Source organism: Janthinobacterium kumbetense (assembly GCF_023703445.1).
GTDB lineage: Bacteria > Pseudomonadota > Gammaproteobacteria > Burkholderiales > Burkholderiaceae_D > Janthinobacterium > Janthinobacterium kumbetense.
In genome coordinates this window covers 625,495-650,404 of sequence record NZ_JAMQGR010000002.1, presented here as the reverse complement: position 1 = coordinate 650,404, position 24,910 = coordinate 625,495, and the positions used below count along the sequence as shown (strand labels likewise).

24 protein-coding genes are annotated in these 24,910 nt (G+C 58.9%); 19 read left to right on the top strand and 5 right to left on the bottom strand.

The window, feature by feature from the left end; all coding sequences use genetic code 11:
• Positions 1 to 71: 71 nt before the first annotated feature.
• The gene (locus NCG91_RS10365; RefSeq protein WP_251349596.1) at positions 72 to 848 is read right to left on the bottom strand and encodes a 5'-methylthioadenosine/adenosylhomocysteine nucleosidase; all 777 of its coding nucleotides are present in this window, start codon (positions 846 to 848) and stop codon (positions 72 to 74) included.
• Between the two features lie 1,455 nt (positions 849 to 2,303).
• Here NCG91_RS10365 and NCG91_RS10360 point away from each other — a divergent pair.
• The 7 genes from NCG91_RS10360 to NCG91_RS10330 all read left to right on the top strand — a co-directional run bounded on the left by NCG91_RS10360 (position 2,304) and on the right by NCG91_RS10330 (position 11,039).
• The gene (locus NCG91_RS10360; protein ID WP_251349595.1) at positions 2,304 to 3,929 is read left to right on the top strand and encodes a GMC family oxidoreductase; all 1,626 of its coding nucleotides are present in this window, start codon (positions 2,304 to 2,306) and stop codon (positions 3,927 to 3,929) included.
• 133 nt (positions 3,930 to 4,062) lie between these two features.
• Positions 4,063 to 4,833: an ABC transporter ATP-binding protein gene (locus NCG91_RS10355; RefSeq protein ID WP_251349594.1), complete on the top strand. Its 771-nt coding sequence runs from the start codon at positions 4,063 to 4,065 to the stop codon at positions 4,831 to 4,833.
• On the top strand, positions 4,833 to 5,561 hold the full coding sequence (locus tag NCG91_RS10350) for an ABC transporter ATP-binding protein (RefSeq protein ID WP_077398364.1): 729 nt from the start codon (positions 4,833 to 4,835) through the stop codon (positions 5,559 to 5,561). The genes NCG91_RS10355 and NCG91_RS10350 overlap by 1 nt, the downstream gene beginning before the upstream one ends.
• A 76-nt stretch (positions 5,562 to 5,637) precedes the next feature.
• A complete protein-coding gene (locus NCG91_RS10345) occupies positions 5,638 to 6,846 on the top strand; it encodes an ABC transporter substrate-binding protein (RefSeq protein WP_099665952.1) in 1,209 nt (402 codons plus the stop codon).
• Positions 6,847 to 7,005: 159 nt separating this feature from the next.
• On the top strand, positions 7,006 to 7,890 hold the full coding sequence (locus NCG91_RS10340; RefSeq protein ID WP_034752662.1) for a branched-chain amino acid ABC transporter permease: 885 nt from the start codon (positions 7,006 to 7,008) through the stop codon (positions 7,888 to 7,890).
• Between the two features lie 31 nt (positions 7,891 to 7,921).
• Entirely contained in the window at positions 7,922 to 8,902 is a 981-nt protein-coding gene (locus NCG91_RS10335; protein ID WP_035823444.1) for a branched-chain amino acid ABC transporter permease, read from the top strand.
• Between the two features lie 76 nt (positions 8,903 to 8,978).
• A complete protein-coding gene (locus tag NCG91_RS10330) occupies positions 8,979 to 11,039 on the top strand; it encodes a 3-hydroxybutyrate oligomer hydrolase family protein (protein ID WP_251349593.1) in 2,061 nt (686 codons plus the stop codon).
• Positions 11,040 to 11,109: 70 nt separating this feature from the next.
• On the opposite strand, the gene NCG91_RS10325 is transcribed toward NCG91_RS10330, so the two are convergent.
• From NCG91_RS10325 to sugE, 4 genes are all read right to left on the bottom strand, one after another.
• Positions 11,110 to 12,267, bottom strand: coding sequence for an iron-containing alcohol dehydrogenase (locus NCG91_RS10325; RefSeq protein WP_251349592.1), 1,158 nt, complete (start codon positions 12,265 to 12,267; stop codon positions 11,110 to 11,112).
• 76 nt (positions 12,268 to 12,343) lie between these two features.
• Positions 12,344 to 12,505, bottom strand: coding sequence for a hypothetical protein (locus NCG91_RS10320; RefSeq protein WP_180278653.1), 162 nt, complete (start codon positions 12,503 to 12,505; stop codon positions 12,344 to 12,346).
• Positions 12,502 to 12,861 carry an NADH-quinone oxidoreductase subunit A gene (locus NCG91_RS10315; protein ID WP_099665948.1) on the bottom strand — a complete coding sequence of 120 codons (360 nt, stop codon included), beginning with the start codon at positions 12,859 to 12,861 and terminating at the stop codon, positions 12,502 to 12,504. The genes NCG91_RS10320 and NCG91_RS10315 overlap by 4 nt, the downstream gene beginning before the upstream one ends.
• An 11-nt stretch (positions 12,862 to 12,872) precedes the next feature.
• Complete coding sequence (sugE, locus tag NCG91_RS10310) at positions 12,873 to 13,193, bottom strand: quaternary ammonium compound efflux SMR transporter SugE (RefSeq protein WP_251349590.1); 321 nt, start codon at positions 13,191 to 13,193, stop codon at positions 12,873 to 12,875.
• A gap of 317 nt (positions 13,194 to 13,510) precedes the next feature.
• Here sugE and mnmG point away from each other — a divergent pair, with 317 nt between their 5' ends.
• The 12 genes from mnmG to atpD all read left to right on the top strand — a co-directional run bounded on the left by mnmG (position 13,511) and on the right by atpD (position 24,855).
• Positions 13,511 to 15,448, top strand: coding sequence for a tRNA uridine-5-carboxymethylaminomethyl(34) synthesis enzyme MnmG (gene mnmG, locus NCG91_RS10305; RefSeq protein WP_251349586.1), 1,938 nt, complete (start codon positions 13,511 to 13,513; stop codon positions 15,446 to 15,448).
• On the top strand, positions 15,445 to 16,089 hold the full coding sequence (gene rsmG / locus NCG91_RS10300) for a 16S rRNA (guanine(527)-N(7))-methyltransferase RsmG (protein WP_251349585.1): 645 nt from the start codon (positions 15,445 to 15,447) through the stop codon (positions 16,087 to 16,089). The genes mnmG and rsmG overlap by 4 nt, the downstream gene beginning before the upstream one ends.
• 158 nt (positions 16,090 to 16,247) lie before the next feature.
• Positions 16,248 to 17,018 carry a ParA family protein gene (locus NCG91_RS10295; protein ID WP_251349584.1) on the top strand — a complete coding sequence of 257 codons (771 nt, stop codon included), beginning with the start codon at positions 16,248 to 16,250 and terminating at the stop codon, positions 17,016 to 17,018.
• A gap of 64 nt (positions 17,019 to 17,082) precedes the next feature.
• A complete protein-coding gene (locus tag NCG91_RS10290; RefSeq protein WP_251349583.1) occupies positions 17,083 to 17,967 on the top strand; it encodes a ParB/RepB/Spo0J family partition protein in 885 nt (294 codons plus the stop codon).
• A 269-nt stretch (positions 17,968 to 18,236) separates the two neighbouring features.
• Complete coding sequence (locus NCG91_RS10285) at positions 18,237 to 18,605, top strand: ATP synthase subunit I (RefSeq protein WP_035823464.1); 369 nt, start codon at positions 18,237 to 18,239, stop codon at positions 18,603 to 18,605.
• 51 nt (positions 18,606 to 18,656) lie between these two features.
• Entirely contained in the window at positions 18,657 to 19,466 is an 810-nt protein-coding gene (atpB, locus tag NCG91_RS10280; protein WP_046681851.1) for a F0F1 ATP synthase subunit A, read from the top strand.
• 59 nt (positions 19,467 to 19,525) lie between these two features.
• The gene (atpE, locus tag NCG91_RS10275) at positions 19,526 to 19,804 is read left to right on the top strand and encodes a F0F1 ATP synthase subunit C (RefSeq protein ID WP_034752695.1); all 279 of its coding nucleotides are present in this window, start codon (positions 19,526 to 19,528) and stop codon (positions 19,802 to 19,804) included.
• Positions 19,805 to 19,847: 43 nt separating this feature from the next.
• Positions 19,848 to 20,318, top strand: a complete 471-nt coding sequence (locus NCG91_RS10270) for a F0F1 ATP synthase subunit B (RefSeq protein ID WP_034752697.1) — start codon at positions 19,848 to 19,850, stop codon at positions 20,316 to 20,318.
• A 2-nt stretch (positions 20,319 to 20,320) separates the two neighbouring features.
• Positions 20,321 to 20,866 (top strand): F0F1 ATP synthase subunit delta, encoded by a 546-nt coding sequence (locus tag NCG91_RS10265; protein WP_034752699.1) that lies wholly within the window; start codon positions 20,321 to 20,323, stop codon positions 20,864 to 20,866.
• 78 nt (positions 20,867 to 20,944) lie between these two features.
• A complete protein-coding gene (gene atpA, locus NCG91_RS10260; protein WP_034752701.1) occupies positions 20,945 to 22,486 on the top strand; it encodes a F0F1 ATP synthase subunit alpha in 1,542 nt (513 codons plus the stop codon).
• 63 nt (positions 22,487 to 22,549) lie between these two features.
• Positions 22,550 to 23,425 carry a F0F1 ATP synthase subunit gamma gene (atpG, locus tag NCG91_RS10255; protein ID WP_034783836.1) on the top strand — a complete coding sequence of 292 codons (876 nt, stop codon included), beginning with the start codon at positions 22,550 to 22,552 and terminating at the stop codon, positions 23,423 to 23,425.
• A 29-nt stretch (positions 23,426 to 23,454) separates the two neighbouring features.
• Positions 23,455 to 24,855: a F0F1 ATP synthase subunit beta gene (gene atpD / locus NCG91_RS10250; RefSeq protein WP_034752705.1), complete on the top strand. Its 1,401-nt coding sequence runs from the start codon at positions 23,455 to 23,457 to the stop codon at positions 24,853 to 24,855.
• The last annotated feature ends 55 nt before the right edge of the window (positions 24,856 to 24,910 follow it).

Genomic DNA, 24,910 nt, shown 5'->3' with positions numbered 1-24,910 from the left:
TTCTTTTGTTTTGAAATAAGAAGGGCGGAACCAGTGGTTCTGCCCTTTTTTTATGCACGCTAGCTGAAAAATCAGTTAGCCAGGCGCTGGCACAGCTGCTGGATCACCGTCAACGCGTACGGCGAAGCGACGGTTTGCACGAAACGCATGAAGTCGACGGCCGCCTCTTCGTTGGCGTTGTCGGAAATGGTGCGCATGACGGTAAACGGCACGCCCAGTTCAAAACACACTTGCGCCACGGCGGCGCCTTCCATTTCGACGGCCAGCAGGTCGGGGATATCTTCTTTCAGCTGGTTCACATGCGCGGCGCTGCTGATGAACTGGTCGCCGCTGGCGATCAGGCCGCGGTGCACTTGCGCGTGCTGCAGGCTGAATTGCGCAATATCCGCCGCCTTGAGCACGCTGGACACATCGTCACGCAGGAAATCTTCCGCGGCGGCAGCCAGTTGCGTACTCAGTTGCAGGTCCGTGGCAAAGCGCTGCAGTCCCGTCAGCGGCACTTCGAAGCGGGGAAACAAGGGACGGGCATCCATATCATGCTGCAACAGCGCTTCGGCCACGACGATATCGCCGACTTTCACGTGTTTATCCCCACTGCCGGCCACGCCGGTGAAGACGATGTGGGTAACTCCGTACTTTTCCACAAGGATAGAAGCTGTCATGGCCGCGGCAACCTTGCCCAGACGCGACAGGACGCACACAGCGTCGATATTCCACAGGGTTCCCAGGGTGTAGTCGCGCATGCCGTGCGAACGCCTCTGGGGGCCTTGCATGGCTTCTACCAGCCCCTGCTGTTCTTCGTGCAAGGCACTGATGATGCCTAAACGCATTTTTTTGTGTGAATTCATGCTGTTTTTACAGGTTTTTTGGATTGCCAAACGGTTTACAGGGTGAAAACAGCTATTTCGGTGACTTTTCCACCGTTCGCGTTTGTCTCTGTGTTTTAAATAAAGATGTATACATAAAAATAGTAGTGATAGTAAACGGCCATTTTTTTGTGGATAAGTCGGTATACCGTATAAAAATCATCGACTTGGCGCACAAAAAAGTAGGCGCACAAGCATTGTATCTACGGAGGACTTGTTTGGGATAAAAATCGGGCTGTGGACAAAGATCGACTTTTCCCACATCTCATCCTGTGGATATGCAGGCACTTATCCACAGCAGCAAGCAAAAATCACGGATTTTCTTGCTGTAGTGGCATGTTTGACGTGTTTCGTTTGCCTTGATCCTTGCCTGGCAATCCTGGTTGAGCAACCACGCGCGTTGTTCTTTCATGAACCTTGGCATCCAGGTGATTCCTGGAAGACGGTTTGGCAGTGGCTCGCGATGTCGCCGTTGGCTTTTTTTTTGGCGGTTTTTGCATGCTTTTTGGAAATATCCCCGGACTTCCGCTTTTTTTGTCGGTTTACAATAGATCTATATATAAAAATAGTAGTAATAGTAAACGCGTTTTTTTCTGTGGATAAGTCGCTTTTTTTCAACAGGATCAATCGTTTACGCGCAAAATAAAGCGTGCATAATCGCTGTATCACGCGAGGAGCAAAATTGTATAAAATGCGGGCCTGCGCATAACTTCGTGTTTACTCACAAGTCATCCTGTGGATATCAAGTGACTTATCCACAATCGTCTCAAATTCCCCCTCTTTTCTACATCGAACCGCTTGCTGGCACGCTGCCTGCTCAAGCCTGTTGACGTTTCCATTTTGCAAAACGGTTTGGCAATGCTGTGCGCGTGATGCCGGCCGTGCCGGTTTTCGTTGCTCAGTTGTTGGCTGGATTTTTTTTTGTCAGTCAAAGAGGCGCGTCTGTTTTTTTGAAGAGAGGCTTGTCAACGTTCTCGAAGGCGAAGGACAAGCAAAGCGTGCGTTGTCGGGTTTACCTTAACAAGTTCGTATACAAGAATAGTAATAGTAGTTAACGGCGGCATCTTCTGTGGATAAGTCCGGATTTATCCTTGTAAACAATCGCTTGGCGTACGGATAAACGCTGAGTAAGGGTTGTATCTGCCGGGGATGGTTTTGGGATAAAAAAAAGGCGTCCAAAAAAATTTTCGTTTACGCACATATAGTACCTGTGGATATCCATACGGTTATCCACAGCTTGGCGACCCTGTTTTTGAGCTTGCCGTGACGCTCGGCCGTATCGCGGGCCACGATTAATGTCGCCCTGGCCCGGCACTGGTGGTAATCTCAAGGCGGCTCAGCAGCCATGCATGCATGAAGAAAGACAGACTCTGGTACAGGGACGCGGCGGGGAGACACGCCGCGCGACAGCTTGATGGCATACCGAAAGGAGCTTCATTGGAATCGGCAGGCGAATACGACTACATCATCGTGGGCGGCGGCACGGCAGGTTGCGTGCTGGCCAACCGGCTCACGCGGGACAAGGACGCCAACGTTTTGCTCGTGGAAGCGGGCGGCAAGGACGATTACGTGTGGATCCACATCCCCGTCGGCTATCTGCATTGCATCGGCAATCCCCGCACGGACTGGCTGTATTCCACGCAGGCGGATGCGGGCCTGGGCGGGCGCAGCCTGATCTATCCACGCGGAAAAGTGCTGGGCGGCAGCTCTTCCATCAACGGCATGATCTACATGCGCGGCCAGGCCGGCGATTACGACCACTGGGCCGACCTGACGGACGACGCTTCCTGGCGCTGGGACAAGGTCTTGCCGCTCTTTAAACAAAGCGAGGATTACTACGGCGGCGCCTCGGAAAACCACGGCGTGGGCGGCGAGTGGCGCGTGGAAAAACAGCGCCTGTCCTGGGATATCCTGAATGCATTCCGCGATGCGGCGCAGCAGGTCGGCATCCCGAAAACCAGCGATTTCAATGGCGGCGACAATAGCGGCAGCGCATATTTCGACGTCAACCAGCGCCGCGGCATCCGCTGGAATACCTCGAAAGCGTTCTTGAAACCGGCATCGCGCCGCCCGAACCTGACCATCATGACGGGTTGCCACGTGGAACGTCTGTTGCTGGAAACGACGGAAGCGGGACCGCGCTGCGCGGGCATCGTGTTTACGGGCGGCGGCACGCAGTGGCAGGCGACGGCCCGGCGGGAAACCCTGCTGACGGCGGGCGCCATCGGTTCGCCGCAATTGCTGCAATTGTCCGGCATCGGCCCGGCCGCCTTGCTGCAGCAGCATGGGATTGTGCCGGTGCTCGATGCGGCTGGCGTGGGTGGCAATTTGCAGGATCACTTGCAACTGCGTATGGTTTACAAGGTGCAGGGCGTGAAAACCTTGAATGTGATGGCCAGCAATATCGTGGGAAAAATGCAGATCGGCTTGCAATATGCGCTGTTCCAGAGCGGGCCCATGTCGATGGCGCCGTCGCAGCTGGGAGCGTTTGCCAAGTCCGATCCGCAGCAAGCCACGCCGAACCTGCAATACCATGTGCAACCCTTGTCGCTGGATAAATTCGGCGAACCGTTGCACTCTTTTCCCGCGTTTACGGCCAGCGTGTGCAATCTGCGCCCCACCTCGCGCGGCCACGTGCATATCGCGTCGGGGGACAGTTATGCGGCGCCGAAGATCGTGCCCAATTACCTGAGTACCGAGCAAGACCGCGCCGTGGCGGCCGACGCCTTGCGCCTGACGCGGGCCATCGCTGCCGCGCCGGCGTTAAGTAAGTTTGCGCCACAGGAATACAAGCCCGGCGTGCAATTCCAGAGCCAGGAAGAACTGGCGCAGGCGGCCAGCCAGATCGGCACCACCATCTTTCACCCGGTCGGTACCTGCCGCATGGGCCTGGCCAGCGATCCCTTGAGCGTGGTCGACAGCCAGCTGCGCGTGCTCGGCGTAGCCGGTTTGCGCGTCGTCGATGCCTCGATCATGCCGTACATTACTTCTGGTAATACGAACTCGCCCACCGTGATGATCGCGGAAAAAGCGGCGCAAATGATACACGCGGCCTGGAAATAGCCGGGCAAGCGTGCGAGTTTGCGCCATTCGGGCCGGCGAAAAATCCCCGTAGTTATACTGTATTGTGCGTTAAATTTAAGTTGTGTATTATAAAAATGACTAAGTAGTACAAAAAGTACAACTAGGAGACACGATGTCAAACGTAATCTTGGAAACAAGAAATTTGACCAAGGAATTCAAGGGATTCACCGCTGTGAGCGACGTGAACCTGAAGGTAGAGCGGGGCCATATCCACGCCTTGATCGGTCCGAACGGCGCCGGCAAGACCACGTGTTTCAACTTGCTCACCAAATTCCTGGTCCCCACTTCCGGACAGATCCTGTTCAATGGGAAAGATATCACGGCCGCCAAACCGGCCCAGATCGCGCGCATGGGCGTGATCCGTTCCTTCCAGATTTCCGCCGTCTTCCCGCATTTATCCGTGCTGCAAAATGTGCGCATCGGCTTGCAGCGCCAGCTCGGCACCTCGTTCCACTTCTGGCAAAGCGAACGGGCATTGAATCAGCTCAACGACCGCGCCATGGCCTTGCTGGCCGAGGTCGACCTGACGGAGTTTGCCGACACCATCACGGTCGACATGCCGTACGGCCGCAAGCGGGCGCTGGAAATTGCCACCACCCTGGCGATGGAGCCGGAAATGATGCTGCTCGACGAACCGACGCAAGGCATGGGCCATGAAGACGTGCACCGCGTGACGGAACTGATCAAAAAAGTGTCGGCTGGCCGCACGATTTTGATGGTGGAACACAATATGAACGTGGTTTCCGGCATCTGCGACAAGATTTCTGTCTTGCAGCGCGGCGCCATGCTGGCCGAAGGCAGTTACGCCGAAGTGTCGCGCAATCCGCAAGTGATGGAAGCGTACATGGGCACCACCCACGCGGAACTGGAAGGGGCGCATTGATGGCGACACGAGCGAATGGCAGCGCACCCGCGCTGGAAATTGCACAACTGCACACCTGGTATGGCGAATCGCACATCCTGCACGACGTGAACCTGAAAGTGGAGCAGGGCGAGGTGGTGACCTTGTTGGGCCGCAACGGCGCCGGCCGCACCACCACCTTGCGCGCCATCATGGGGCTGACGGGTGCGCGCACGGGCTCGATCAAGGTCAACGGCGTCGAAGCGATAGGTTTGGCCACGCACAAAATCGCCCACTTGGGCATCGGGTATTGTCCTGAAGAGCGCGGCATTTTTTCCTCGCTGTCGACGGAGGAAAACCTGTTGCTGCCGCCGACCCTGGCCAGCGGCGAGAAGGGCATGTCGGTGGAGGAAATCTACGCCATGTTCCCGAACTTGCAGGAGCGCCGCCACAGCCAGGGCACGCGCCTGTCGGGTGGGGAACAGCAGATGCTGGCCGTGGCGCGCATCCTGCGCACGGGCGCGCGTTTGCTGCTGCTCGATGAAATTTCCGAAGGCCTGGCGCCCGTCATCGTGCAAGGCTTGGCGCGCATGATCACCACCCTGAAGGCGAAGGGTTACACCATCGTCATGGTGGAACAGAATTTCCGGTTTGCCGCGCCGCTGGCGGACCGGTTTTATGTGATGGAGCACGGTCAGATCGTCGAGACTTTTGCTGCATCCGAACTGGAGGCCAAGATGCCGGTATTGACCGAGCTGCTTGGCGTGTAGTCCCCATGTAGTCTGTTGTACTCGTCATCGTCCAGCAATCGACTGAATAGCAAACAATAATCCCAACGGAGACACTATGAAACGTAACGCTATCGCCATTGCCACCGCCACTCTTTGCGCCCTGGGCTTGTCCAGCGCCGCGCACGCCCAGGTATCGGGCGACACCATCAAGATCGGTTTTATTTCCGATATGTCGGGCGTGTATTCCGACGTCGACGGCCTCGGTGGCGCGGAAGCCATCAAGATGGCGATCGCCGATGCCGGCGTGGTGCTGGCCGGTAAAAAGGTGGAATTCATTTCCGCCGACCATCAAAACAAGGCTGACATCGCCGCTTCGAAGGCGCGCGAATGGTTCGACCAGCAGGGCGTCGACATGCTGATCGGCGGCACCAATTCCGGCGCCAGCCTGGCCATGGCCAAGGTGGCGGCGGAAAAGAAGAAAATTTTCATCGCCATCGGCGCCGGCTCGTCGCGCCTGACGAATGAGGAATGCACGCCGTACACCGTGCATTACGCGTATGACACGGTGGCGCTGGCGCGCGGCACGGGCGGCACCATCGTCAAGCAGGGCGGCAAGAACTGGTATTTCATGACGGCCGATTATGCGTTTGGCCATTCGCTGGAAAAAGACACAGCCGAGGTCGTCAAGGCGGCCGGCGGCAAGGTGCTCGGCAGCGTCAAGCATCCGCTGGGCGCTTCCGATTTCTCGTCCTTCCTGCTGCAGGCGCAAGCGGCAAAACCGCAAATCCTCGGTCTGGCCAATGCCGGTGGCGACGCCATCAACAGCATCAAGGCGGCCAACGAGTTTGGCCTGACGAAATCGATGAAGCTGGCCGGCTTGCTGATCTTCATCAATGACATCCATTCGCTGGGCTTGAACCTGACGCAGGGCATGTACCTGACGGACGGCTGGTACTGGGACTTGAATGCGGAGACGCGCGCCTGGTCGAAACGCTATTTCGCCAAGATGAAGAAGGAGCCGTCGATGCTGCAGGCGGCCGACTATTCGGCCGCGGCGAACTACCTGAAAGCCGTCAAGGCGCTGGGCACGGACGACACGGAAAAGGTCATGGCTTACCTGAAGAAGACCAAGATCAACGACATGTTTACCCAGAATGGCGAAGTGCGTCCCGATGGCCGCATGGTGCACGATATGTATTTGATGGAAGTCAAGAAACCATCCGAGTCGAAGTACCCATGGGATTACTACAAGGTGGTCGCCACCGTGCCCGGCGCGCAAGCGTATGTGACCAAGGCCGAGTCGAAGTGTTCGCTGTGGAAGTAACGCTGTAGCAATCTCTACAGGGTGCCCGCCGCTGCGCGGGCGCTCTGTCCTGCACGCTTCGTTCGCAGGGTTCGCCTTGCGCCGCCGCTCCCGTTTGCGGTGGCGCGTTTCCCTTGATACCACACCGCTACCCGGCGGTGCTTTTTATACTGTGATGCCATGGAAATTTTCGGCGTTCCAATACAAGCGATGATGAGCCAGCTGCTGCTGGGTCTCGTCAACGGCTCGTTCTATGCCATGTTGTCCCTCGGTCTGGCCGTCATCTTCGGCTTGCTTAATGTGATTAATTTCTCGCACGGCGCCATGTACATGATGGGCGCCTTCCTGGCCTGGATGGGCCTCAGCTATTTCGACATCAATTACTGGGCCATGCTGGTCATCGCCCCTATCCTCGTCGGCCTGGTCGGCATCCTGATCGAAAAGACCATGCTGCGCTGGCTGTATAAACTCGACCACCTGTATGGCTTGCTGCTGACCTTCGGCATTACCCTGATCATGGAAGGCGTGTTCCGTTCCTTCTACGGCGTCTCGGGCCAGCCGTATGCCGTGCCCGAAGCGCTGGCCGGCGCGACGGACCTGGGTTTCATGATCCTGCCGAACTACCGCGCCTGGGTGGTCATCGCCTCGCTCTCCGTCTGCCTGGCGACCTGGTTCGTCATCGAAAAAACCAAGCTGGGCGCTTACCTGCGGGCCGGCACGGAAAACCCGAAACTGGTGGAAGCATTCGGCATTAACGTGCCGCTGATGGTGACGTTGACGTTCGGCTTCGGTGTGGCGCTGGCCGGTTTCGCCGGCGTGCTGGCGGCGCCCATCATCCAGGTCTCGCCGCTGATGGGCTCGAACCTGATCATCGTCGTGTTTGCCGTGGTGGTGATCGGCGGCATGGGTTCCATCATGGGTTCCATCCTGACGGGCCTGGGCCTGGGCGTGATCGAGGGCCTGACCCGCGTGTTCTACCCGGAAGGCTCGGCCACCGTGGTGTTCGTGGTGATGGTCATCGTGCTGCTGCTGCGTCCCGCCGGCCTGTTCGGCAAAGAAAAGTAATCCTCATCAGTCATGTATTGGAGCTACCACGATGAATAAGAATGTAGGCTACGCCATTGCCTTGCTGCTGGCGTTGGCGGCCCCGTTTTACGGCTATCCCGTCTTCCTGATGAAGTTGCTGTGCTTTGCCCTGTTTGCCTGCGCTTTCAACTTGCTGATCGGCTACACGGGCTTGCTGTCGTTCGGCCATGCGGCCTTCTTCGGCGGCGCCGGCTATGTCACCGGCTACGCGCTGCGCACCTGGGGTTGGCCAACGGAACTGGGATTGCTGGCCGGCGTCGCCACGGGCGCCTTGCTGGGCCTGGTGATCGGCGGCCTGGCGATCCGCCGCCAGGGCATCTACTTTACGATGATCACCCTGGCGCTGGCGCAGATGGTGTACTTCCTGGCCTTGCGCCTGCCGTTCACGGGGGGCGAGGATGGCTTGCAGGGTGTTCCACGTGGAACCTTGCTGGGCACGATAGACCTGGGCAATGACACCGTCCTGTACTACGTCGTGCTGGCGATTTTTGTCGCCGGCTTCGCCCTGATCGTGCGCACCATCCACTCGCCGTTCGGACAAGTGCTCAAGGCGATCAAGGAAAACGAACCGCGCGCCATCTCGCTGGGCTACGACGTCAACAAGTACAAGCTGATGGCCATCGTGCTGTCCGCTTCGCTGGCCGCGCTGGCCGGCGCCACCAAGACACTGGTGCTGGGCTTTGAAACCCTCACCGACGTGTACTGGGGCATGTCGGGCCTGGTCGTGCTGATGACACTGGTGGGCGGCATGGGCACCTTGTCCGGCCCCATCCTCGGCGCCGTGTTGATCATCGCGCTGGAAAACAAGCTGGGCGATGTCGGCACCTACCTGGCCACGCACACGGGCATCGAGTGGTTCGGCACCCTGGGCGAATCGGTGGGCATGGTGACCGGCGTGATCTTTGTCATCTGCGTGCTGATGTTCCGGCGCGGCATCGTCGGCGAAGCCATCGCGCGCTTCGGCGGCAGGCCAGCCAAAGCCGCTGTCTGATTTTCAAGCAACGCCGGACGGATCGTCCGGCGTTTTTCATTGTGCGTCCACTGTTACCTTAACGGAGAGAACCACCATGCAAACGACGATCACGCGCGCGGGGAGCAGCCTGTGCACCCTGCTGGCGTTGGCAGCCTGCGGCAGCAATCATGCACCGGAAGAACGGAACCAGATACCCGGCTACCTGGGCACCATCACGCGGACCGACTACGACGGCAAGACGAATGATTTGCTGACGGCCGGCCTGGGCAAGACGGGGCTGGCGGGAGCGACTCCCGCATACGCGAATATGGAACAGCCGACACCGGTCGAATTGCGCCGCAATGCGATCTACGCCAATTACCGCGCCGTGCTCGACATTGCCGCCAACAGCGGCTACGGCACCTTGTACGGACCGAACGTGGATGCGTCCGGGAACGTGGGCACGGGCGAGGGCTTGATCGCCGGCAGCGAATACATCGCGTATGCCGACGATGGCACGGGCAAGAAGAATGTCACCTTGATGGTGCAGGTGCCGGCCAGCTTCGACCCGGACCATGCCTGCATCGTCACGGGCACGTCCAGCGGCTCGCGCGGCATTTACGGCGCCATCGGCAGCTCGGGCGAATGGGGGCTGAAAAAGGGCTGCGCCGTGGCGTATGCCGACAAGGGCTCCGGCACGGGCCTGTATGTGTTTGAAGATGACAGCGTCAACCTGCAGAACGGCGTGCGCGCGGGCAGGGTGGCCGCCGGCAAGAACGCGCTCTTCGCGCCCGACTTGAGCGATGCCGACCGGCTGGCCTGGGCTGGCGCCAACCCGAACCGCATCGCCTTCAAGCACGCGCATTCGCAGCAGAATCCCGAGAAGGATTGGGGCAAGGTCACCTTGCAGGCCATCGAGATGGCGTATTACGTGTTGAACGAACGCTATGGCGTGCTGGCCCGCGACGGCAGTTCGCGCGTCGTGCGGCTGACGCCGAAGAACACGATCACGATTGCGTCCAGCATTTCCAACGGCGCCGGCTCGGCCTTGCTGGCGGCGGAACAGGATAGCAAGGGCTTGATCGGCGGCGTGGCGGCCAGCGAGCCGCAAGTCCAGCCGGCGCCATCGACTGCCTACAGCGTGCGCCAGGGCGGGGCGGTGGTGGCCAATCCCGGCCGCGCGCTGTTCGACTACGCCACCTATGCCGCCCTGTATCAGCCGTGCATCGCTTCCGTGGCAGGCAATGCGGGACGCTGCACGGCGCTGGTGACCAAGGGCTTGCTGAACGGCGCCGACCTGGCGGCGCAGCAGGCGGACGCGAAACAGCGCTTGCGCGCGTATGGCTGGCTGCTTGACTCCGATCCGCTGCAGGCGGCGCACGCGGGCACGAATATCCTCGTGGCCGTCACGTATGCGTATGCCTACGGCAAATTCTCCGTGACCGATAAAGTGTGCGGTTTCACGTTTGCGCAGACGGATCTCAGCGGCAATCCGATCGCGTTCACTTCGGCGCAAAAGGCTGTCAGCTTTGCCGCGCAGAGCGGCATCGTGGGCAATGTCGTGTACGAGAACAGCGTGGGCGGCGCCAGGGTGTACACGGCCGGCGTCTCGCCATCGAGCAGCCTGGCGGACCAGTCGCTCGACGGCTTCCTGTGCCTGCGCAGCCTGGCGACGGGACGCGATGCCGTCAGCAACGCCAACTTGCAGGGTACGCTGGCCGCGCAAAGCGTGCGCGTGCGGGCAGGCATGGCCGAGGTGCAGGCGACGGGCAAACTCAATGGTAAGCCGGCCCTCATCGTGCATGGCCGCAGCGACACCTTGATTCCCGTCAATCACGCCTCGCGCGCCTATCTGGGGCTGAACGCAGCGGTGGAAGGGACGAATAGCCGCCTGCGCTATATCGAGGTGACCAACGCGAACCACTTCGATTCCTTCAGCAGCGCCTTGCCGACCCTGATCGTACCGCTGCACGTGTACCTGAACCGCGCGCTGGACGCCATGTATGCGCACTTGAACGCCAAGCAAGCCTTGCCGCCATCGCAGGTGGTGCGCACGGTGACGCGCGCCGATGCGTCGACCCTGATCACGAATGTCAACGTGCCGGCCATTGCGGCAACGCCGGCGGCCGGTAATGTCATCAGCGTGACGGGCACGGTGGTGGATATTCCCAACTAGCGGCTGCTTGTGGTCGCAAGGCTAGCCACGCGCCATGCGTGGCTTTTTTATGTCTTGACAGCGTATGGCCTTACAGCGCGGCCGCATAGATGGCGCGCGCATCGCTGCGCGTAACGGGACGGGGATTGTTGCCCAGCAAGCGCGTCTGCAGCATGGCTTCATCGGCCAGCCGGTCCAGGTCGCTGGCCGCGATGCCCACCTCGCGCAGGGTGCGGGCGATGCCCGTGGCCGAGGCAATTGCCTGCATGGCGTCGATCAGGGCGTTCGCCCGCGCCTCGTCGCTGCCCGTAATGCCGGGCTGCACGATGGCTGCCAGTTGCGCGTACAGGGGCGCCGCGTGGGACAGATTAAAGCGCAGCACGTGCGGCAGCACCAGCGCATTCGACAAGCCATGTGGCACGTGGAACAGTCCTCCGATGGGATAGGCGAGCGCGTGCACGGCGGCCACGGGGGCGTTGGCAAACGCCTGGCCGGCCAGCATGGCGCCCAGCAGCATGGCTTGGCGCGCCGGCAAGTGGCTGCCATCGCGGCAGGCCGTGAGCAGATTGGCGGACAGCAGCGACAGTGCCTGGCTGGCCAGCATGTCGGACAAGGGATTTTTCAGCAGGCGGCTGGTGTACGCTTCGATCGCATGCACCATGGCGTCAATGCCGGTGGCGGCCGTCACGGCGGGCGGCAAGCCCAGGGTCAGGCTGGCGTCGAGGATGGCCAGGTCCGCATACAGTTGCGGCGCCACCACGCCCATCTTGCTGGTGGCGCCCGTGGTGACGATGGCGATGTGCGTCACTTCCGAGCCCGTGCCCGCCGTGGTCGGCAATTGCACCAGGGGCAGGCGCTGGCCGTGGACATTGCCGATGCCGTACAGTTGGGCCAGTTCCTGGTGGCCGGGGACCAGCACGGCGATCAGCTTGGCCACGTCCAGCGAGCTGCCGCCACCGAGGCCGATAATCAGTTCCACGTGAAACATCCGGGCCTGGGCCACGCCTGCCAGCACGATGGCTTCGGGCGGATCGGCTTGCACGTCGGAAAAAACATGGGTGTCGATGCCCGCCGTCCGCAAGCTGTGCAGAGGGGCATCGGCCAGTCCCGTCCGCAGAAACCCTGCATCGGTGACGAGCAGGGCGCGGCGGACGGTGGGGAAGTGGTGGGCGATATGCGCGCCCAGCTGGGCGGCGGCGCCCGGTTCAACGATCAGGTGCGGCACGGTGCGGAACTGGAAGGCGGGCATGCAGACTCCTGGCGGCAAGGACAGACGCCAAGCTTACTCCGCTTTCCCGCGCCGCGCATGTTTCACGTGGAACCGTTTAGTCTTGCAGCTGACTGGCCAACCCCAGGCTCACGAGCAGCGACAGGCTGGAAACGGCCGCCAGCACGCGGAACGTGCGCGCATCTTGCCGATACTCGCGCACGGCCGCATAGGCCAGTCCGGCACCCATCAGCAGGTTGAGCAACAGCAGCTTGCTCATTCCCACTCCAGCGCGCCGCGTTTCCATTCATAGGCCAGGCCGATGGTCAGTACGCCCAGGAAACCCATGACGGCCCAGAAGCCATGCAAGCCCAGTTCATTGACGTTGGCCGCCCACGGCATCAGGAAGATCACCTCGATATCGAACAGGATGAACAGGATGGCCACCAGGTAGAAGCGGATGTCGAACTTCATGCGCGCGTCGCCGAACGCTTCGAAGCCGCATTCGTACGGCGACAGTTTTTGCGGGTCCGGCTTGTGCGGACCCAGCGTGCGGCCCAGCAGCATGGGCACGATGCCGACCAGGATGCCGATCAGAATGAACAGGAGGACGGGAAAATAGTTTTCGAGGAGCATGGGGATTCCTCTCAGTGGCTGGACGACAGTTTCATCAGCACGATGCCGCACACGATGAGGACGGCAGCGCATACGCGCATGGTGTTGACTTGCTCGCCCAGAAAGACGATGCCGACGATGAAGGCGCCGACGGCGCCGATGCCCGTCCAGATGGTGTAGGCCGTGCCCAGGGGCAGGGTGCGCATGGCCAGCGACAGCAAGCCGAAGCTGGCGATCATCATGACGATGGTAACAACGGAGGGAGTGAGTTTGGTGAAACCCTCGGAGAGTTTCATCGAGTATGCCCACACGACTTCAAACAAGCCGGCAATGAGTAACAGTATCCAGGCCATGGCGGCTCCTTATACAGAGCGGGCCGTCCCGGTGTGTTCCCATGATGGGGGAGGCCGTCCTCCTGGATGCTCGTCCCGCTGGCCACTGGCGTGGTCACGTTGGCGGACGATGCGGCAATTGTAGCAAACATTTCACGCCACCGCAGCCCCCTGCCTGGTCACGCTGCGTGTTCCACGTGAAACAGAAATCGCCGTTGGCTTGCCCCTGCTGAGTAAAAATTAAGCAAAAAATGCGCTGCGCAAGGTTGCGCTTGCAAAAAGACTCTATAATCGGAGCTCTCATCCCGCATTTTTACTTGCACTGTTACCTATTTATCATGTTATTTCCTACAGAATTCGACGTCATCGTTGTCGGTGGTGGTCACGCCGGTACCGAGGCGGCCCTCGCTTCCGCCCGCATGGGGCAGAAGACGCTATTGCTCACGCATAATATTGAGACACTGGGCCAGATGTCGTGCAACCCTTCCATCGGTGGCATCGGCAAGGGCCACCTGGTCAAGGAAGTCGATGCCATGGGCGGCGCGATGGCGATCGCCACCGACGAGTCCGGCATCCAGTTCCGCATCCTGAATTCCTCGAAAGGCCCGGCAGTCCGCGCCACGCGCGCCCAGGCCGACCGTATTTTGTACAAGGCCGCCATCCGTACGCGCCTGGAAAACCAGACTAACCTGTGGCTGTTCCAGCAAGCCGTCGATGATCTGATCGTCGAAGGCGACCGGGTCGTCGGCGCCGTGACGCAGATCGGCTTGAAGTTTCTCGCGCGCGCCGTCGTGTTGACGGCCGGAACCTTCCTCGACGGCAAGATCCACGTGGGCTTGAATAACTATTCGGCCGGCCGTGCCGGCGACCCGCCCGCCATCTCCTTGTCGGCCCGCCTGAAAGAGCTGAAACTGCCGCAGGGGCGCCTGAAAACGGGCACGCCGCCGCGCATCGATGGCCGCACGATCGACTTTTCCGTGATGCAAGAGCAGCCGGGCGACCTCGACCCGGTGCCCGTGTTTTCCGTGATGGGCAATACGGCCATGCACCCGCGCCAGGTGCCGTGCTGGGTCACGCATACGAATAGCCAGACGCACGACATCATCCGCGCCGGCCTGGACCGCAGCCCCATGTATACGGGCGTGATCGAAGGCGTGGGGCCCCGCTATTGCCCCTCGATCGAAGACAAGATCCACCGTTTCTCGGGCAAGGAATCGCACCAGATTTTCCTCGAGCCGGAAGGCTTGACGACGCATGAGTTCTATCCGAACGGCATCTCCACGAGCTTGCCGTTCGACGTGCAGATCGCTCTGGTGCAATCGATGAAGGGCATGGAAAACGCGCACATCCTGCGTCCCGGCTATGCCATCGAATACGATTACTTCGACCCGCGCGGCTTGAAGGCCTCGCTGGAAACGAAGGCCGTCGCCGGCCTGTTCTTCGCCGGCCAGATCAACGGTACCACGGGCTACGAGGAAGCGGCCGCGCAAGGCATGCTGGCGGGCCTGAATGCGGCCTTGCTGACGCAGGATAAGGAAGCCTGGGTACCGGGCCGCTCCGAGGCCTATCTGGGCGTGCTGGTCGACGATCTGATCACGCAGGGCGTGCAGGAACCGTACCGCATGTTCACCAGCCGCGCCGAGTACCGTTTGAGCCTGCGCGAAGACAATGCCGACATGCGCTTGACGGAAATCGGCCGCGCTCTGGGCTGCGTGGGCGACGCCCAGTGGCAAGCGTTTGAAACGAAGCGCGAAGCGGTGGCGCGCGAGCTCGAGCGCCTGCGTTCCACGTGGGTCAACCCGCGCATCCTGGCGGCCGCCGAATCGGAACGCATCGTCGGCCAGGCCATCGAGCGCGAGTATTCGCTGGCGGACTTGCTGCGCCGTCCGAACGTCGCCTACGACACCTTGATGAGCATGACGGGCATCGAAGGCCAGGCCCTGGCCGGCCCCGGCGTGGAAGACGCGGCCGTGCGCGAGCAGGTGGAAATCCAGCTCAAATACGCGGGCTACATCGAGCGCCAGAGCAAGGAAATCGAGCGCCACGAACACTATGAAAACCTGGCCTTGCCAGAGGGTTTCAACTACCTGGACATCGGCGCGCTGTCCGTCGAAGTGCGGCAAAAACTCGACAAGCAGCGCCCGGAAACCCTGGGCCAGGCTTCGCGCATTTCCGGCGTGACGCCGGCGGCGATTTCGCTGCTGCTGGTTCACCTGAAAAAGCGCGGCTTCGGTGCCGCGCAGACCACCACTTTAAAGGACGAGGTTGTTGAATGAAGCAGTTTGACCGGGCCGCATTGGCCCCCATTTTGAATGAAGGCATCGCCGCGCTGGGGCTGGACCTGAGCGCGGATCAGACGGAAAAACTGCTCGATTACCTGGCCTTGCTGGCCAAATGGAACAGCGTGTACAACCTGACGTCGGTGCGCGATCCGCTGCAGATGCTGACCCTGCACGTGCTCGATTCGCTGGCCGCCGTGCCGGCGTTCGCGCAGGCGAAAAACGTGCTCGACGTGGGCGCCGGCGGCGGCTTGCCGGGCATGGTGCTGGCCATCGCGCGGCCCGATGTGAAGGTGTCGATGATCGACACGGTGCATAAAAAGACGGCATTCCTGACGCAAGTGAAGGCCGAACTGGGTTTGAGCAACGTGACCGTGTACACGAAACGCGTGGAACAGTTGGAAGTGCAGCAGAAATTCGACGTGATCACTTCGCGCGCCTTTGCAGACCTGTCCGACTTCGTCAACTGGTCGAATCACGTGCTGGCCGAGGGCGGGCAATTCATCGCCTTGAAAGGGGTGGCACCGCCAGACGAGCGCGAGAGACTGCCGGCAGACTGGCAAGTGACGGAATTGCGGCCTATCCAGGTGCCAGGGCTAAATGCAGAGCGTCATCTGGTCTTTATAGCAAGAATTTAAAAACCGAAAATTAAACGGTATAAATCATATAAACAGTTTATACGGTATAAACGATATAAATGATTTATATCGTATAAACGAAATAAATAATATAAATCGTTTCGGCCGGATGCCGGGGCGCACGATGAAGTTTGCATCTCTTTACAACTAGAAGATACATGGCCAAAATTTTTTGTGTAGCAAATCAAAAGGGTGGTGTTGGTAAAACCACAACAAGCGTCAACCTCTCCGCCGGTCTGGCCAAGTTGAACCAGCGCGTGCTGCTGGTCGACCTCGACCCGCAGGGCAACGCGACCATGGGCGCCGGCATCAACAAGGCCGGCTTGAAGGCGTCGACCTATGAAGTGATGCTGGGCGAATCCGATGTCAAGACGGCACGCCAGCGTTCGGAAGCGGGGCGCTTCGATGTCTTGCCGTCGAACCGCGAGCTGGCCGGCGCGGAAGTGGAGATGGTCGAACTGGACAACCGCGAACGCCGCCTGAAGGATGCGCTGGCCGCAGTGGACGGCGAATACGACTTCATATTAGTAGATTGCCCACCGGCATTATCGATGCTGACCTTGAACGGCCTGTGCGCCGCGCATGGCGTGATCATCCCGATGCAGTGCGAGTACTACGCGCTGGAAGGTTTGTCCGACCTGGTCAACACCATCAAGAAGGTGCACGCCAACCTGAACCCGGATCTGAAGATCATCGGCTTGCTGCGCGTGATGTTCGATCCACGCATGACATTATCGCAACAAGTGTCGGCGCAGCTGGAACAGCACTTCGGCGACAAGGTATTCAATACCATCATCCCGCGCAATGTCCGCCTGGCCGAAGCGCCATCGTACGGCTTGCCCGGCGTGACCTTCGACCCCAGCTCGAAAGGTGCCCAGGCGTATATCGCCTTCGGCGCCGAGATGGTCGAACGCATCAAACATATGTAAACAAGGGGCGAGCGCCTGCACATTGTGATGTAAGCGCTTACTCTGAAAACACGATTAGGACAGCATGGCTACGAAAAAATTAAAAGGACTGGGTCGCGGACTCGACGCCCTGTTGGGCGGCGGCGGCGATTTTGCTGGTCCGGACACGAATCAACCGTCGAACTTGCCCGTGTCGCAAATGCAAGCCGGCAAATACCAGCCGCGCACGCGCATGGACGAGGGGGCCCTGAATGAACTGGCCGCCTCGATCAAGGCGCAGGGGCTGATGCAGCCGATCCTGGTGCGGCCGATCGGGCAAGACACCCTGAGCGGCGTTATCAAATATGAAATCATCGCCGGCGAACGCCGTTTCCGCGCCTCGCAGCTGGCTGGCCTGACGGAAGTGCCGGTGCTGGTGCGCGACGTGGACGACCTGGCCGCCGCCGCCATGGCGCTGATCGAGAACATCCAGCGCGAAGACTTGAATCCGCTGGAAGAGGCGCAGGGCATCCACCGCCTGATCGCCGACTTCAGTTTTACGCATGAGCAAGCGGCCACTGCGCTGGGACGCTCGCGCAGCGCCGTGTCGAACCTATTGCGTTTGATGAACCTGGCTGCTCCCGTGCAAACCATGCTGATGGCTGGCGATATCGACATGGGCCATGCGCGCGCGCTGCTGGCCGTCGATGCGGCCAGCCAGATCACCCTGGCGAACCAGGTCGTGGCCAAGCGCCTGTCGGTGCGTGAAACGGAAAAGCTCGTCACTCGCACGGTCGAGGAAGCGGCCAACCCGGTCGAACCGCGGCAGAAGGAAAAGTCCGGCGACATCGCGCGCCTGGAAGAAGAGTTGTCCGATGCGCTGGCCACGCCCGTGGTGTTCAAGATGGGCAACAAGGGCCGCGGCCAATTGGTGATTGATTTTGCCGATCTTGACGTGCTCGATGGTTTGTTGACCCGCTTGCGTGGTTAAATAGCAAGCTCAAAGACAGGGGCCATGCGGGTGTAGACGATCCGGCCATGCTTTCCAGATGCACCACGTGATTCCTTGATAACACGGCTGGAAGCGGCCAGACAAGCGACTTTGCCATATAGTGGTGCAAAAGGCGGCGAATAGTCGGTAAAGCGTCAGTTTCACGCAGCAATTGCCCTGCTGCGGTGCAGCAACGTTTGACTCTATAGATCAAAGCCAACTATAATCCCGTGTCTTTGCGTGTGTAGATTTTTCTGGGAACTTGGCAATTGAGTGATTCACAACAAAGTATTGCCAAGCCAGTCTACAAAGTAGTTGCATTGCAGCTAGCAATCGCTATCAGCTTTGCCACGGTCACCCTGTTTTTTGGTGGCAATGTCAGAGGCTGGTCCGCCGCATACGGCGGCGCTATCGCAGTCATCGGTAGCCTGGTGTATGCCCTGTTGGTGGTTCGCGGTTCTAGCGACGCCAACAAGGCATTCCGGGCGCATTTGCGCGCAGAAGTGGTGAAAATATTTATCACAGCGGTGCTGTTTATATTGGCACTGGTGTTGTTTCAGTCGGCCGCCTGGTTATGGCTGATCTTGGGTTTCGCGGTGGCAACCTTAGCATACTGGTTTTCATTGCTCGCTGTTTAATCATTGGTTTTGGGGCCTGTTGAGCTCTGAAACGACAAATCTAAATTCATTATGACCACAGAACACGCTATTGAAGCGGGCCATGCTGCCCCGGCCAACGCCACAGAATACATCAGTCACCATCTCGCCCACCTGAGAAGTGCCGACGGCATGATCAATCTGGATACGTTCTGGATTTCGGCCATTCTGGGCTTTGTTTTCCTGGCTGTTTTCTATATGGCGTCGCGTCGTGCGACGGCTGGTGTCCCTGGCAAGTTGCAAAACTTCGTCGAAATGGTCATGGAAATCGTCAATGACACTATTAATGGGGCCTTCCACGCGAAAAGCAAGGTCATCGCGCCGCTGGCCATCACTATTTTTGTGTGGGTCTGGTTGCTCAACGCGATGGACTTCCTGCCGGTTGACCTGTTGCCGAAGATTTTGAGCTGGTTTGGCGTGCATAAACTGCGCGCCGTGCCGACCGCCGACGTCAACCACACCTTCGCCATGTCGCTGTCGGTCGTGCTGTGCGTGATCGCCTTCTCGATCAAGGCCAAGGGCCTGGGCGGCTGGATCAAGGAACTGTTCACGGCACCGTTCCATGCGAGCGGCCTGATCGGCACGATCGCCCTGGCACCTGTCAATTTCCTGCTGCAAATGGTTGAGCTGGTTGCAAAACTGATCTCCCTGTCGCTGCGACTGTTCGGCAATATGTATGCCGGCGAACTGATTTTCATCTTGATCGCGTTGTTGCCTTGGTGGGCACAGTGGGCGTTGGGTGGTCCATGGGCAATTTTCCATATCTTGATTGTAACTTTGCAAGCTTTTGTGTTTATGGCGTTGACGGTTGTGTATCTGAGCCTTGCGGTTGAGAAACATTAATCATTAACTTTATATTTTGTTTTTTTAGTATCTTTCGTTTTTAAATTTAGGAGAATTTTATGCAAGCTCTGATCGCACAAGTACAAAGCATGACCGTTCTGGCAGCAGCAATCATCATCGGCCTGGCCGCAATCGGCACCGCTCTGGGCTTCGCTATCTTGGGTGGCAAATTCCTGGAAGCTTCGGCACGTCAACCAGAACTGATGCCACAACTGCAAACCAAACTGTTCGTTATCGCTGGTCTGCTGGATGCTATCTCGATGATCGGCGTTGGTGTTGCTCTGCTGTACACGTTCGCTAACCCGTTCCTGTCCGCTCTGACGGCTGTTGCTCAGTAATTCGCTCCAACCCTAGGAGAAACTTTTAGTTAGGAGCAAAGGTATGGACATCAATATGTCGCTCATCGGCCAGATGATCACCTTCGCGGTGTTGGTCTGGTTCTCGATGAAGTTCGTATTTCCAGCGCTGAACAACGCGCTGGATGAGCGTGCCAAACGAATCGCGGATGGATTGGCTGCGGCCGATCAAGGTCAGGCTTCGATGGCAGTCGCTGAAAAGCGTGCGCAAGAGGCATTGAACAGTGCACGTGAAGAAGCGTCGCAACGCGTTGCGGACGCTGAAAAGCGCGCGCAGCTGGTTGCTGAAGAGATCAAGCAAAATGCACAAGCTGAAGCTGCGCGTATCATTGCGCAAGCCCAGTCGGACGCCGAACAGCAACTGTCGAAAGCACGCGAACAATTGCGCGCTCAGGTGGCTGACCTGGCTGTCAAGGGTGCCGAGCAGATCTTGAAGCGTGAAGTAAACGCTACGGCTCACGCCGAAATGTTGCAGCGTCTTGCTGTCGAGCTGTAATCATGGCAGAACTCGCAACCGTCGCCCGTCCCTACGCGGAAGCTTTGTTCCGCGTAGCCCAAGCTGGTAAGGAGTCAAGCAACCTCGCGGCGTGGTCCGAACTGGTGTCCGAACTGGCACAGATCGGTAGCCACCCCGAGGTACAGGCGTACGCGCGCAATCCGAAAGTTTCGGAAAGCGACGTCGCCGCCACCATCCTGTCGTTGTTGAAATCGCCGCTCAATGAGGAAGTGAAAAACTTCGTCACGATGTTGATCGAAAATGGCCGCATCAGCCTGCTGCCGGAAATCGGCGCGCAATTCCATGCCTTGAAAAATGGCCTGGAAGGTGCGGCTGACGCCGAGATCACGAGCGCTTTCGATCTGAGCGAAGGCCAAACGGCCGAGCTGGTCGCAACGCTGGAAAAGAAATTCAGTCGTAAGCTCAACCCTGCCGTCACAGTGGATCCATCGCTGCTCGGCGGCGTGCGCGTGGTTGTTGGCGACCAAGTGCTCGACACCTCGGTGCGCGCCAAGCTGCAGCAACTGCACGCTGCACTGGTGTCGTAAGACACGCGCTTCGGCAGGCCAGCTTAGACAGACCCTTACCCCTCGCGCAAGCTGAGAGAAACACTTTTAGGAGTTAGTATGCAACTCAACCCATCTGAAATCAGCGAGTTGATCAAGAGCCGGATCCAAGGTCTTGACGGCGGCGCTGAAGTGCGTAATCAAGGCACGGTTATTTCCGTCGCCGACGGTATCTGCCGCATCCACGGTTTGTCGGACGTGATGCAAGGCGAGATGCTGGAATTCCCAGGCAACACGTTTGGCCTGGCCATGAATCTGGAACGCGACTCCGTCGGTTCCGTGATTCTGGGTGCCTACGAGCACATCTCCGAAGGCGACACGGTGAAATGCACCGGCCGCATTCTGGAAGTGCCAGTCGGTCCTGAGCTGCTCGGCCGCGTTGTCAACGCGCTGGGCCAGCCGATCGACGGCAAAGGCGCCATCGAGACCAAACTGACGGCCGCGATTGAAAAAATCGCCCCGGGCGTGATCGCCCGTGAATCCGTTTCGCAACCAATGCAAACCGGCCTGAAGTCGATCGATGCGATGGTTCCAGTTGGCCGCGGCCAGCGCGAACTGATCATCGGCGACCGTCAAACCGGCAAGTCGGCTGTGGCGATTGATGCGATCATCAATCAAAAAGGCCAGGGCATGAAGTGTATCTACGTCGCGATTGGCCAAAAAGCCTCGTCGATCAAGAACATCGTGCGCTCGCTGGAACAGCACGGCGCGATGGAATACACCATCGTTGTCGCCGCTTCCGCTTCGGAATCGGCCGCCATGCAATACATCTCGCCGTACTCCGGTTGCGCCATGGGCGAATACTTCCGTGACCGCGGTGAAGATGCACTGATCGTCTACGATGATCTGTCCAAACAAGCTGTTGCATACCGTCAAATCTCGCTGCTGCTGCGCCGTCCACCAGGTCGCGAAGCGTACCCAGGCGACGTGTTCTACCTGCACAGCCGCCTGCTGGAACGCGCAGCACGCGTGAACGCCGACTACGTCGAGAAGTTCACCGACGGCGCCGTCAAAGGCAAGACCGGTTCCCTGACGGCATTGCCGATCATTGAAACGCAAGCTGGCGACGTGTCCGCATTCGTTCCAACCAACGTGATTTCGATTACCGACGGTCAGATCTTCCTGGAAACCTCGCTGTTCAACGCCGGTATCCGTCCTGCAATTAACGCCGGTATTTCCGTATCGCGCGTCGGTGGCGCCGCCCAGACCAAGGTCATCAAAAACCTGTCCGGCGGTATCCGTACCGACTTGGCGCAGTACCGTGAACTGGCCGCGTTTGCGCAGTTCGCTTCGGACCTGGATGAATCGACCCGCAAGCAGCTGGACCGCGGTGCGCGCGTAACGGAATTGCTGAAGCAAGCCCAATACTCGCCACTGTCGATCTCGCTGATGGCCGTATCGCTGTTCTCGGTGAACAAAGGCTTTATGGACGACGTGCCAGTCAAGCAAGTGCTGTCGTTCGAAGCTGGTGTCCACGCTTACATGAAGACCAAGCAAGCTGCTCTGCTGGCCAAGATCGAAGAAACCAAGCAACTCGACAAAGACAGCGAAGCAACTCTGTCGGCGGCCATTGCTGATTTCAAGAAATCCGGCGCATATTAAGCGGCCAGGCGGCGCCCACCTTTGAGTGAGGCGCCGCCCTACGCGCAGAAGGAGTAAGGACTCATGGCATCAAGCAAAGAGATACGAGGCAAGATCAAGAGCGTAGAGAATACGAAGAAGATCACCAAGGCGATGGAAATGGTCGCCGCGTCCAAAATGCGCAAGGCGCAAGACCGGATGCGGGCCGCCCGTCCCTACAGTGACAAGATTCGGAATATCGCCGCCAATCTGGCGACCGCCAATCCGGAATACACGCACCCGTTCCTGGCAGCTGCCCAGGGTACGCAAGCGAAGGCAGTGGGTTTCATCGTTGTCACGACCGACAAGGGTCTGTGCGGCGGCATGAACACCAACATCCTGCGCCAGGTGACGTCGAAGTCGCGCGAGCTGGAAGCAGCTGGCAACCGGGTTGAAGCAGTTGCCATCGGTAACAAGGGTTTGGGTTTTTTGAATCGCATCGGCGTCAAGATCATTGCGCACGCCATTCAAACCGGTGATACGCCCCACCTGGACAAACTGATCGGACCCGTCAAGGTCATGCTCGAAGAGTTCCAGGCAGGCAAGATCGATGCAGTGTACCTGTGCTACACCAAATTCATCAACACGATGAAACAGGAACCAGTCGTGGAGCAATTGCTGCCCCTGACGGCCGACAAGATGGTCGCCGACAAGGGCGCCCACTCGTGGGATTACATCTACGAGCCGGACGCGCAAAGCGTGATCGACGAATTGCTGGAGCGCTATGTAGAAGCGCTGGTGTACCAGGCAGTCGCGGAGAATCTGGCGTCCGAGCAATCGGCACGGATGGTCGCGATGAAAGCTGCAAGCGACAACGCGGGTAGTGTGATCGGCGAATTGAAGCTGATCTACAACAAGACCCGTCAAGCTGCGATTACCAAAGAACTCTCCGAAATCGTCGCCGGTGCGGCTGCGGTTTAAACGAATTTAACTATATTGAAGGAACGAACATGGCTGATGGCAAAATCGTTCAGTGTATCGGCGCTGTGGTGGACGTTGAGTTTCCCCGCAACGCGATGCCTAAGGTATTTGATGCCTTGAAGATGGCAGGCTCGGAACTGACCCTGGAAGTACAACAGCAGTTGGGCGACGGCATTGTCCGTACCATTGCACTCGGCTCGTCCGATGGCCTGCGTCGCGGCATGATGATCCAGAACACCGGCAAACCAATCATGGTACCAGTCGGTAAAGCAACCCTGGGTCGCATCATGGACGTGCTGGGCAACCCGATCGACGAATGCGGCCCTGTGTCGCACGAGCAGATCGCGTCGATCCACCGCACCGCTCCTGCATACGACGAACTGTCGCCATCGCAAGAACTGCTGGAAACCGGCATCAAGGTGATCGATCTGGTTTGCCCGTTTGCAAAAGGCGGTAAAGTTGGTCTGTTCGGCGGCGCTGGCGTAGGCAAGACCGTGAACATGATGGAACTGATTAACAACATCGCCAAGGCGCACAGCGGCGTGTCCGTGTTTGCCGGCGTTGGTGAGCGTACCCGTGAAGGTAACGACTTCTACCACGAGATGGCTGACGCGAAAGTGGTCGATCTGGAAAACCCAGAGAACTCCAAAGTGGCGATGGTCTACGGTCAGATGAATGAACCGCCAGGTAACCGTCTGCGCGTCGCGCTGACCGGCCTGACGATCGCTGAATCGTTCCGTGATGAAGGCAAGGACGTTCTGTTCTTCGTCGACAACATCTACCGCTTCACGCTGGCCGGTACCGAAGTATCGGCACTGCTGGGCCGTATGCCGTCGGCTGTGGGTTACCAACCGACCCTGGCGGAAGAAATGGGCCGTCTGCAAGAGCGTATCACGTCGACCAAGACCGGTTCGATCACCTCGATCCAGGCCGTCTACGTTCCAGCCGATGATTACACCGATCCGTCGCCTGCTACCACGTTTGCTCACTTGGATTCGACCGTTGCGCTGTCGCGTGACATCGCTTCCCTGGGTATCTACCCAGCCGTGGACCCACTGGATTCGACCTCGCGTCAGCTGGATCCGTTGATCGTTGGTCAAGAGCACTATGACACCGCGCGTGCCGTGCAAACGACCCTGCAACGCTACAAGGAATTGCGCGACATTATCGCGATTCTGGGTATGGACGAGCTGGCACCGGAAGACAAACTGCTGGTCGCCCGCGCACGTAAGATGCAGCGTTTCCTGTCGCAGCCTTTCCACGTCGCTGAAGTCTTTACCGGCGCGCCTGGTAAATACGTTTCGCTCAAAGACACGATCAAGGGCTTCAAAATGATCGCTTCGGGCGAACTCGATCACCTGCCGGAACAAGCGTTCTACATGGTCGGCACGATCGAAGAAGCAATCGAAAAAGCCAAGAAACTTAACTAAGTTAAGTCTGGGCCTAACCCCGCCCGTTACACGGCGGGGTTCTTCAACCCGATAG

Excerpts from the sequence above, each read along its gene's own strand:
- NCG91_RS10365 (WP_251349596.1), bottom strand. The coding sequence starts at position 848 with ATGAATTCACACAAAAAAATGCGTTTAGGCATCATCAGTGCCTTGCAC.
- NCG91_RS10355 (WP_251349594.1), top strand. The coding sequence starts at position 4,063 with ATGTCAAACGTAATCTTGGAAACAAGAAATTTGACCAAGGAATTCAAG.
- NCG91_RS10350 (WP_077398364.1), top strand. The coding sequence starts at position 4,833 with ATGGCGACACGAGCGAATGGCAGCGCACCCGCGCTGGAAATTGCACAA.
- NCG91_RS10345 (WP_099665952.1), top strand. The coding sequence starts at position 5,638 with ATGAAACGTAACGCTATCGCCATTGCCACCGCCACTCTTTGCGCCCTG.
- NCG91_RS10340 (WP_034752662.1), top strand. The coding sequence starts at position 7,006 with ATGGAAATTTTCGGCGTTCCAATACAAGCGATGATGAGCCAGCTGCTG.
- NCG91_RS10335 (WP_035823444.1), top strand. The coding sequence starts at position 7,922 with ATGAATAAGAATGTAGGCTACGCCATTGCCTTGCTGCTGGCGTTGGCG.
- NCG91_RS10330 (WP_251349593.1), top strand. The coding sequence starts at position 8,979 with ATGCAAACGACGATCACGCGCGCGGGGAGCAGCCTGTGCACCCTGCTG.
- NCG91_RS10325 (WP_251349592.1), bottom strand. The coding sequence starts at position 12,267 with ATGCCCGCCTTCCAGTTCCGCACCGTGCCGCACCTGATCGTTGAACCG.
- NCG91_RS10320 (WP_180278653.1), bottom strand. The coding sequence starts at position 12,505 with ATGAGCAAGCTGCTGTTGCTCAACCTGCTGATGGGTGCCGGACTGGCC.
- NCG91_RS10315 (WP_099665948.1), bottom strand. The coding sequence starts at position 12,861 with ATGCTCCTCGAAAACTATTTTCCCGTCCTCCTGTTCATTCTGATCGGC.
- sugE (WP_251349590.1), bottom strand. The coding sequence starts at position 13,193 with ATGGCCTGGATACTGTTACTCATTGCCGGCTTGTTTGAAGTCGTGTGG.
- mnmG (WP_251349586.1), top strand. The coding sequence starts at position 13,511 with ATGTTATTTCCTACAGAATTCGACGTCATCGTTGTCGGTGGTGGTCAC.
- rsmG (WP_251349585.1), top strand. The coding sequence starts at position 15,445 with ATGAAGCAGTTTGACCGGGCCGCATTGGCCCCCATTTTGAATGAAGGC.
- NCG91_RS10295 (WP_251349584.1), top strand. The coding sequence starts at position 16,248 with ATGGCCAAAATTTTTTGTGTAGCAAATCAAAAGGGTGGTGTTGGTAAA.
- NCG91_RS10290 (WP_251349583.1), top strand. The coding sequence starts at position 17,083 with ATGGCTACGAAAAAATTAAAAGGACTGGGTCGCGGACTCGACGCCCTG.
- atpB (WP_046681851.1), top strand. The coding sequence starts at position 18,657 with ATGACCACAGAACACGCTATTGAAGCGGGCCATGCTGCCCCGGCCAAC.
- atpE (WP_034752695.1), top strand. The coding sequence starts at position 19,526 with ATGCAAGCTCTGATCGCACAAGTACAAAGCATGACCGTTCTGGCAGCA.
- NCG91_RS10270 (WP_034752697.1), top strand. The coding sequence starts at position 19,848 with ATGGACATCAATATGTCGCTCATCGGCCAGATGATCACCTTCGCGGTG.
- NCG91_RS10265 (WP_034752699.1), top strand. The coding sequence starts at position 20,321 with ATGGCAGAACTCGCAACCGTCGCCCGTCCCTACGCGGAAGCTTTGTTC.
- atpA (WP_034752701.1), top strand. The coding sequence starts at position 20,945 with ATGCAACTCAACCCATCTGAAATCAGCGAGTTGATCAAGAGCCGGATC.
- atpG (WP_034783836.1), top strand. The coding sequence starts at position 22,550 with ATGGCATCAAGCAAAGAGATACGAGGCAAGATCAAGAGCGTAGAGAAT.
- atpD (WP_034752705.1), top strand. The coding sequence starts at position 23,455 with ATGGCTGATGGCAAAATCGTTCAGTGTATCGGCGCTGTGGTGGACGTT.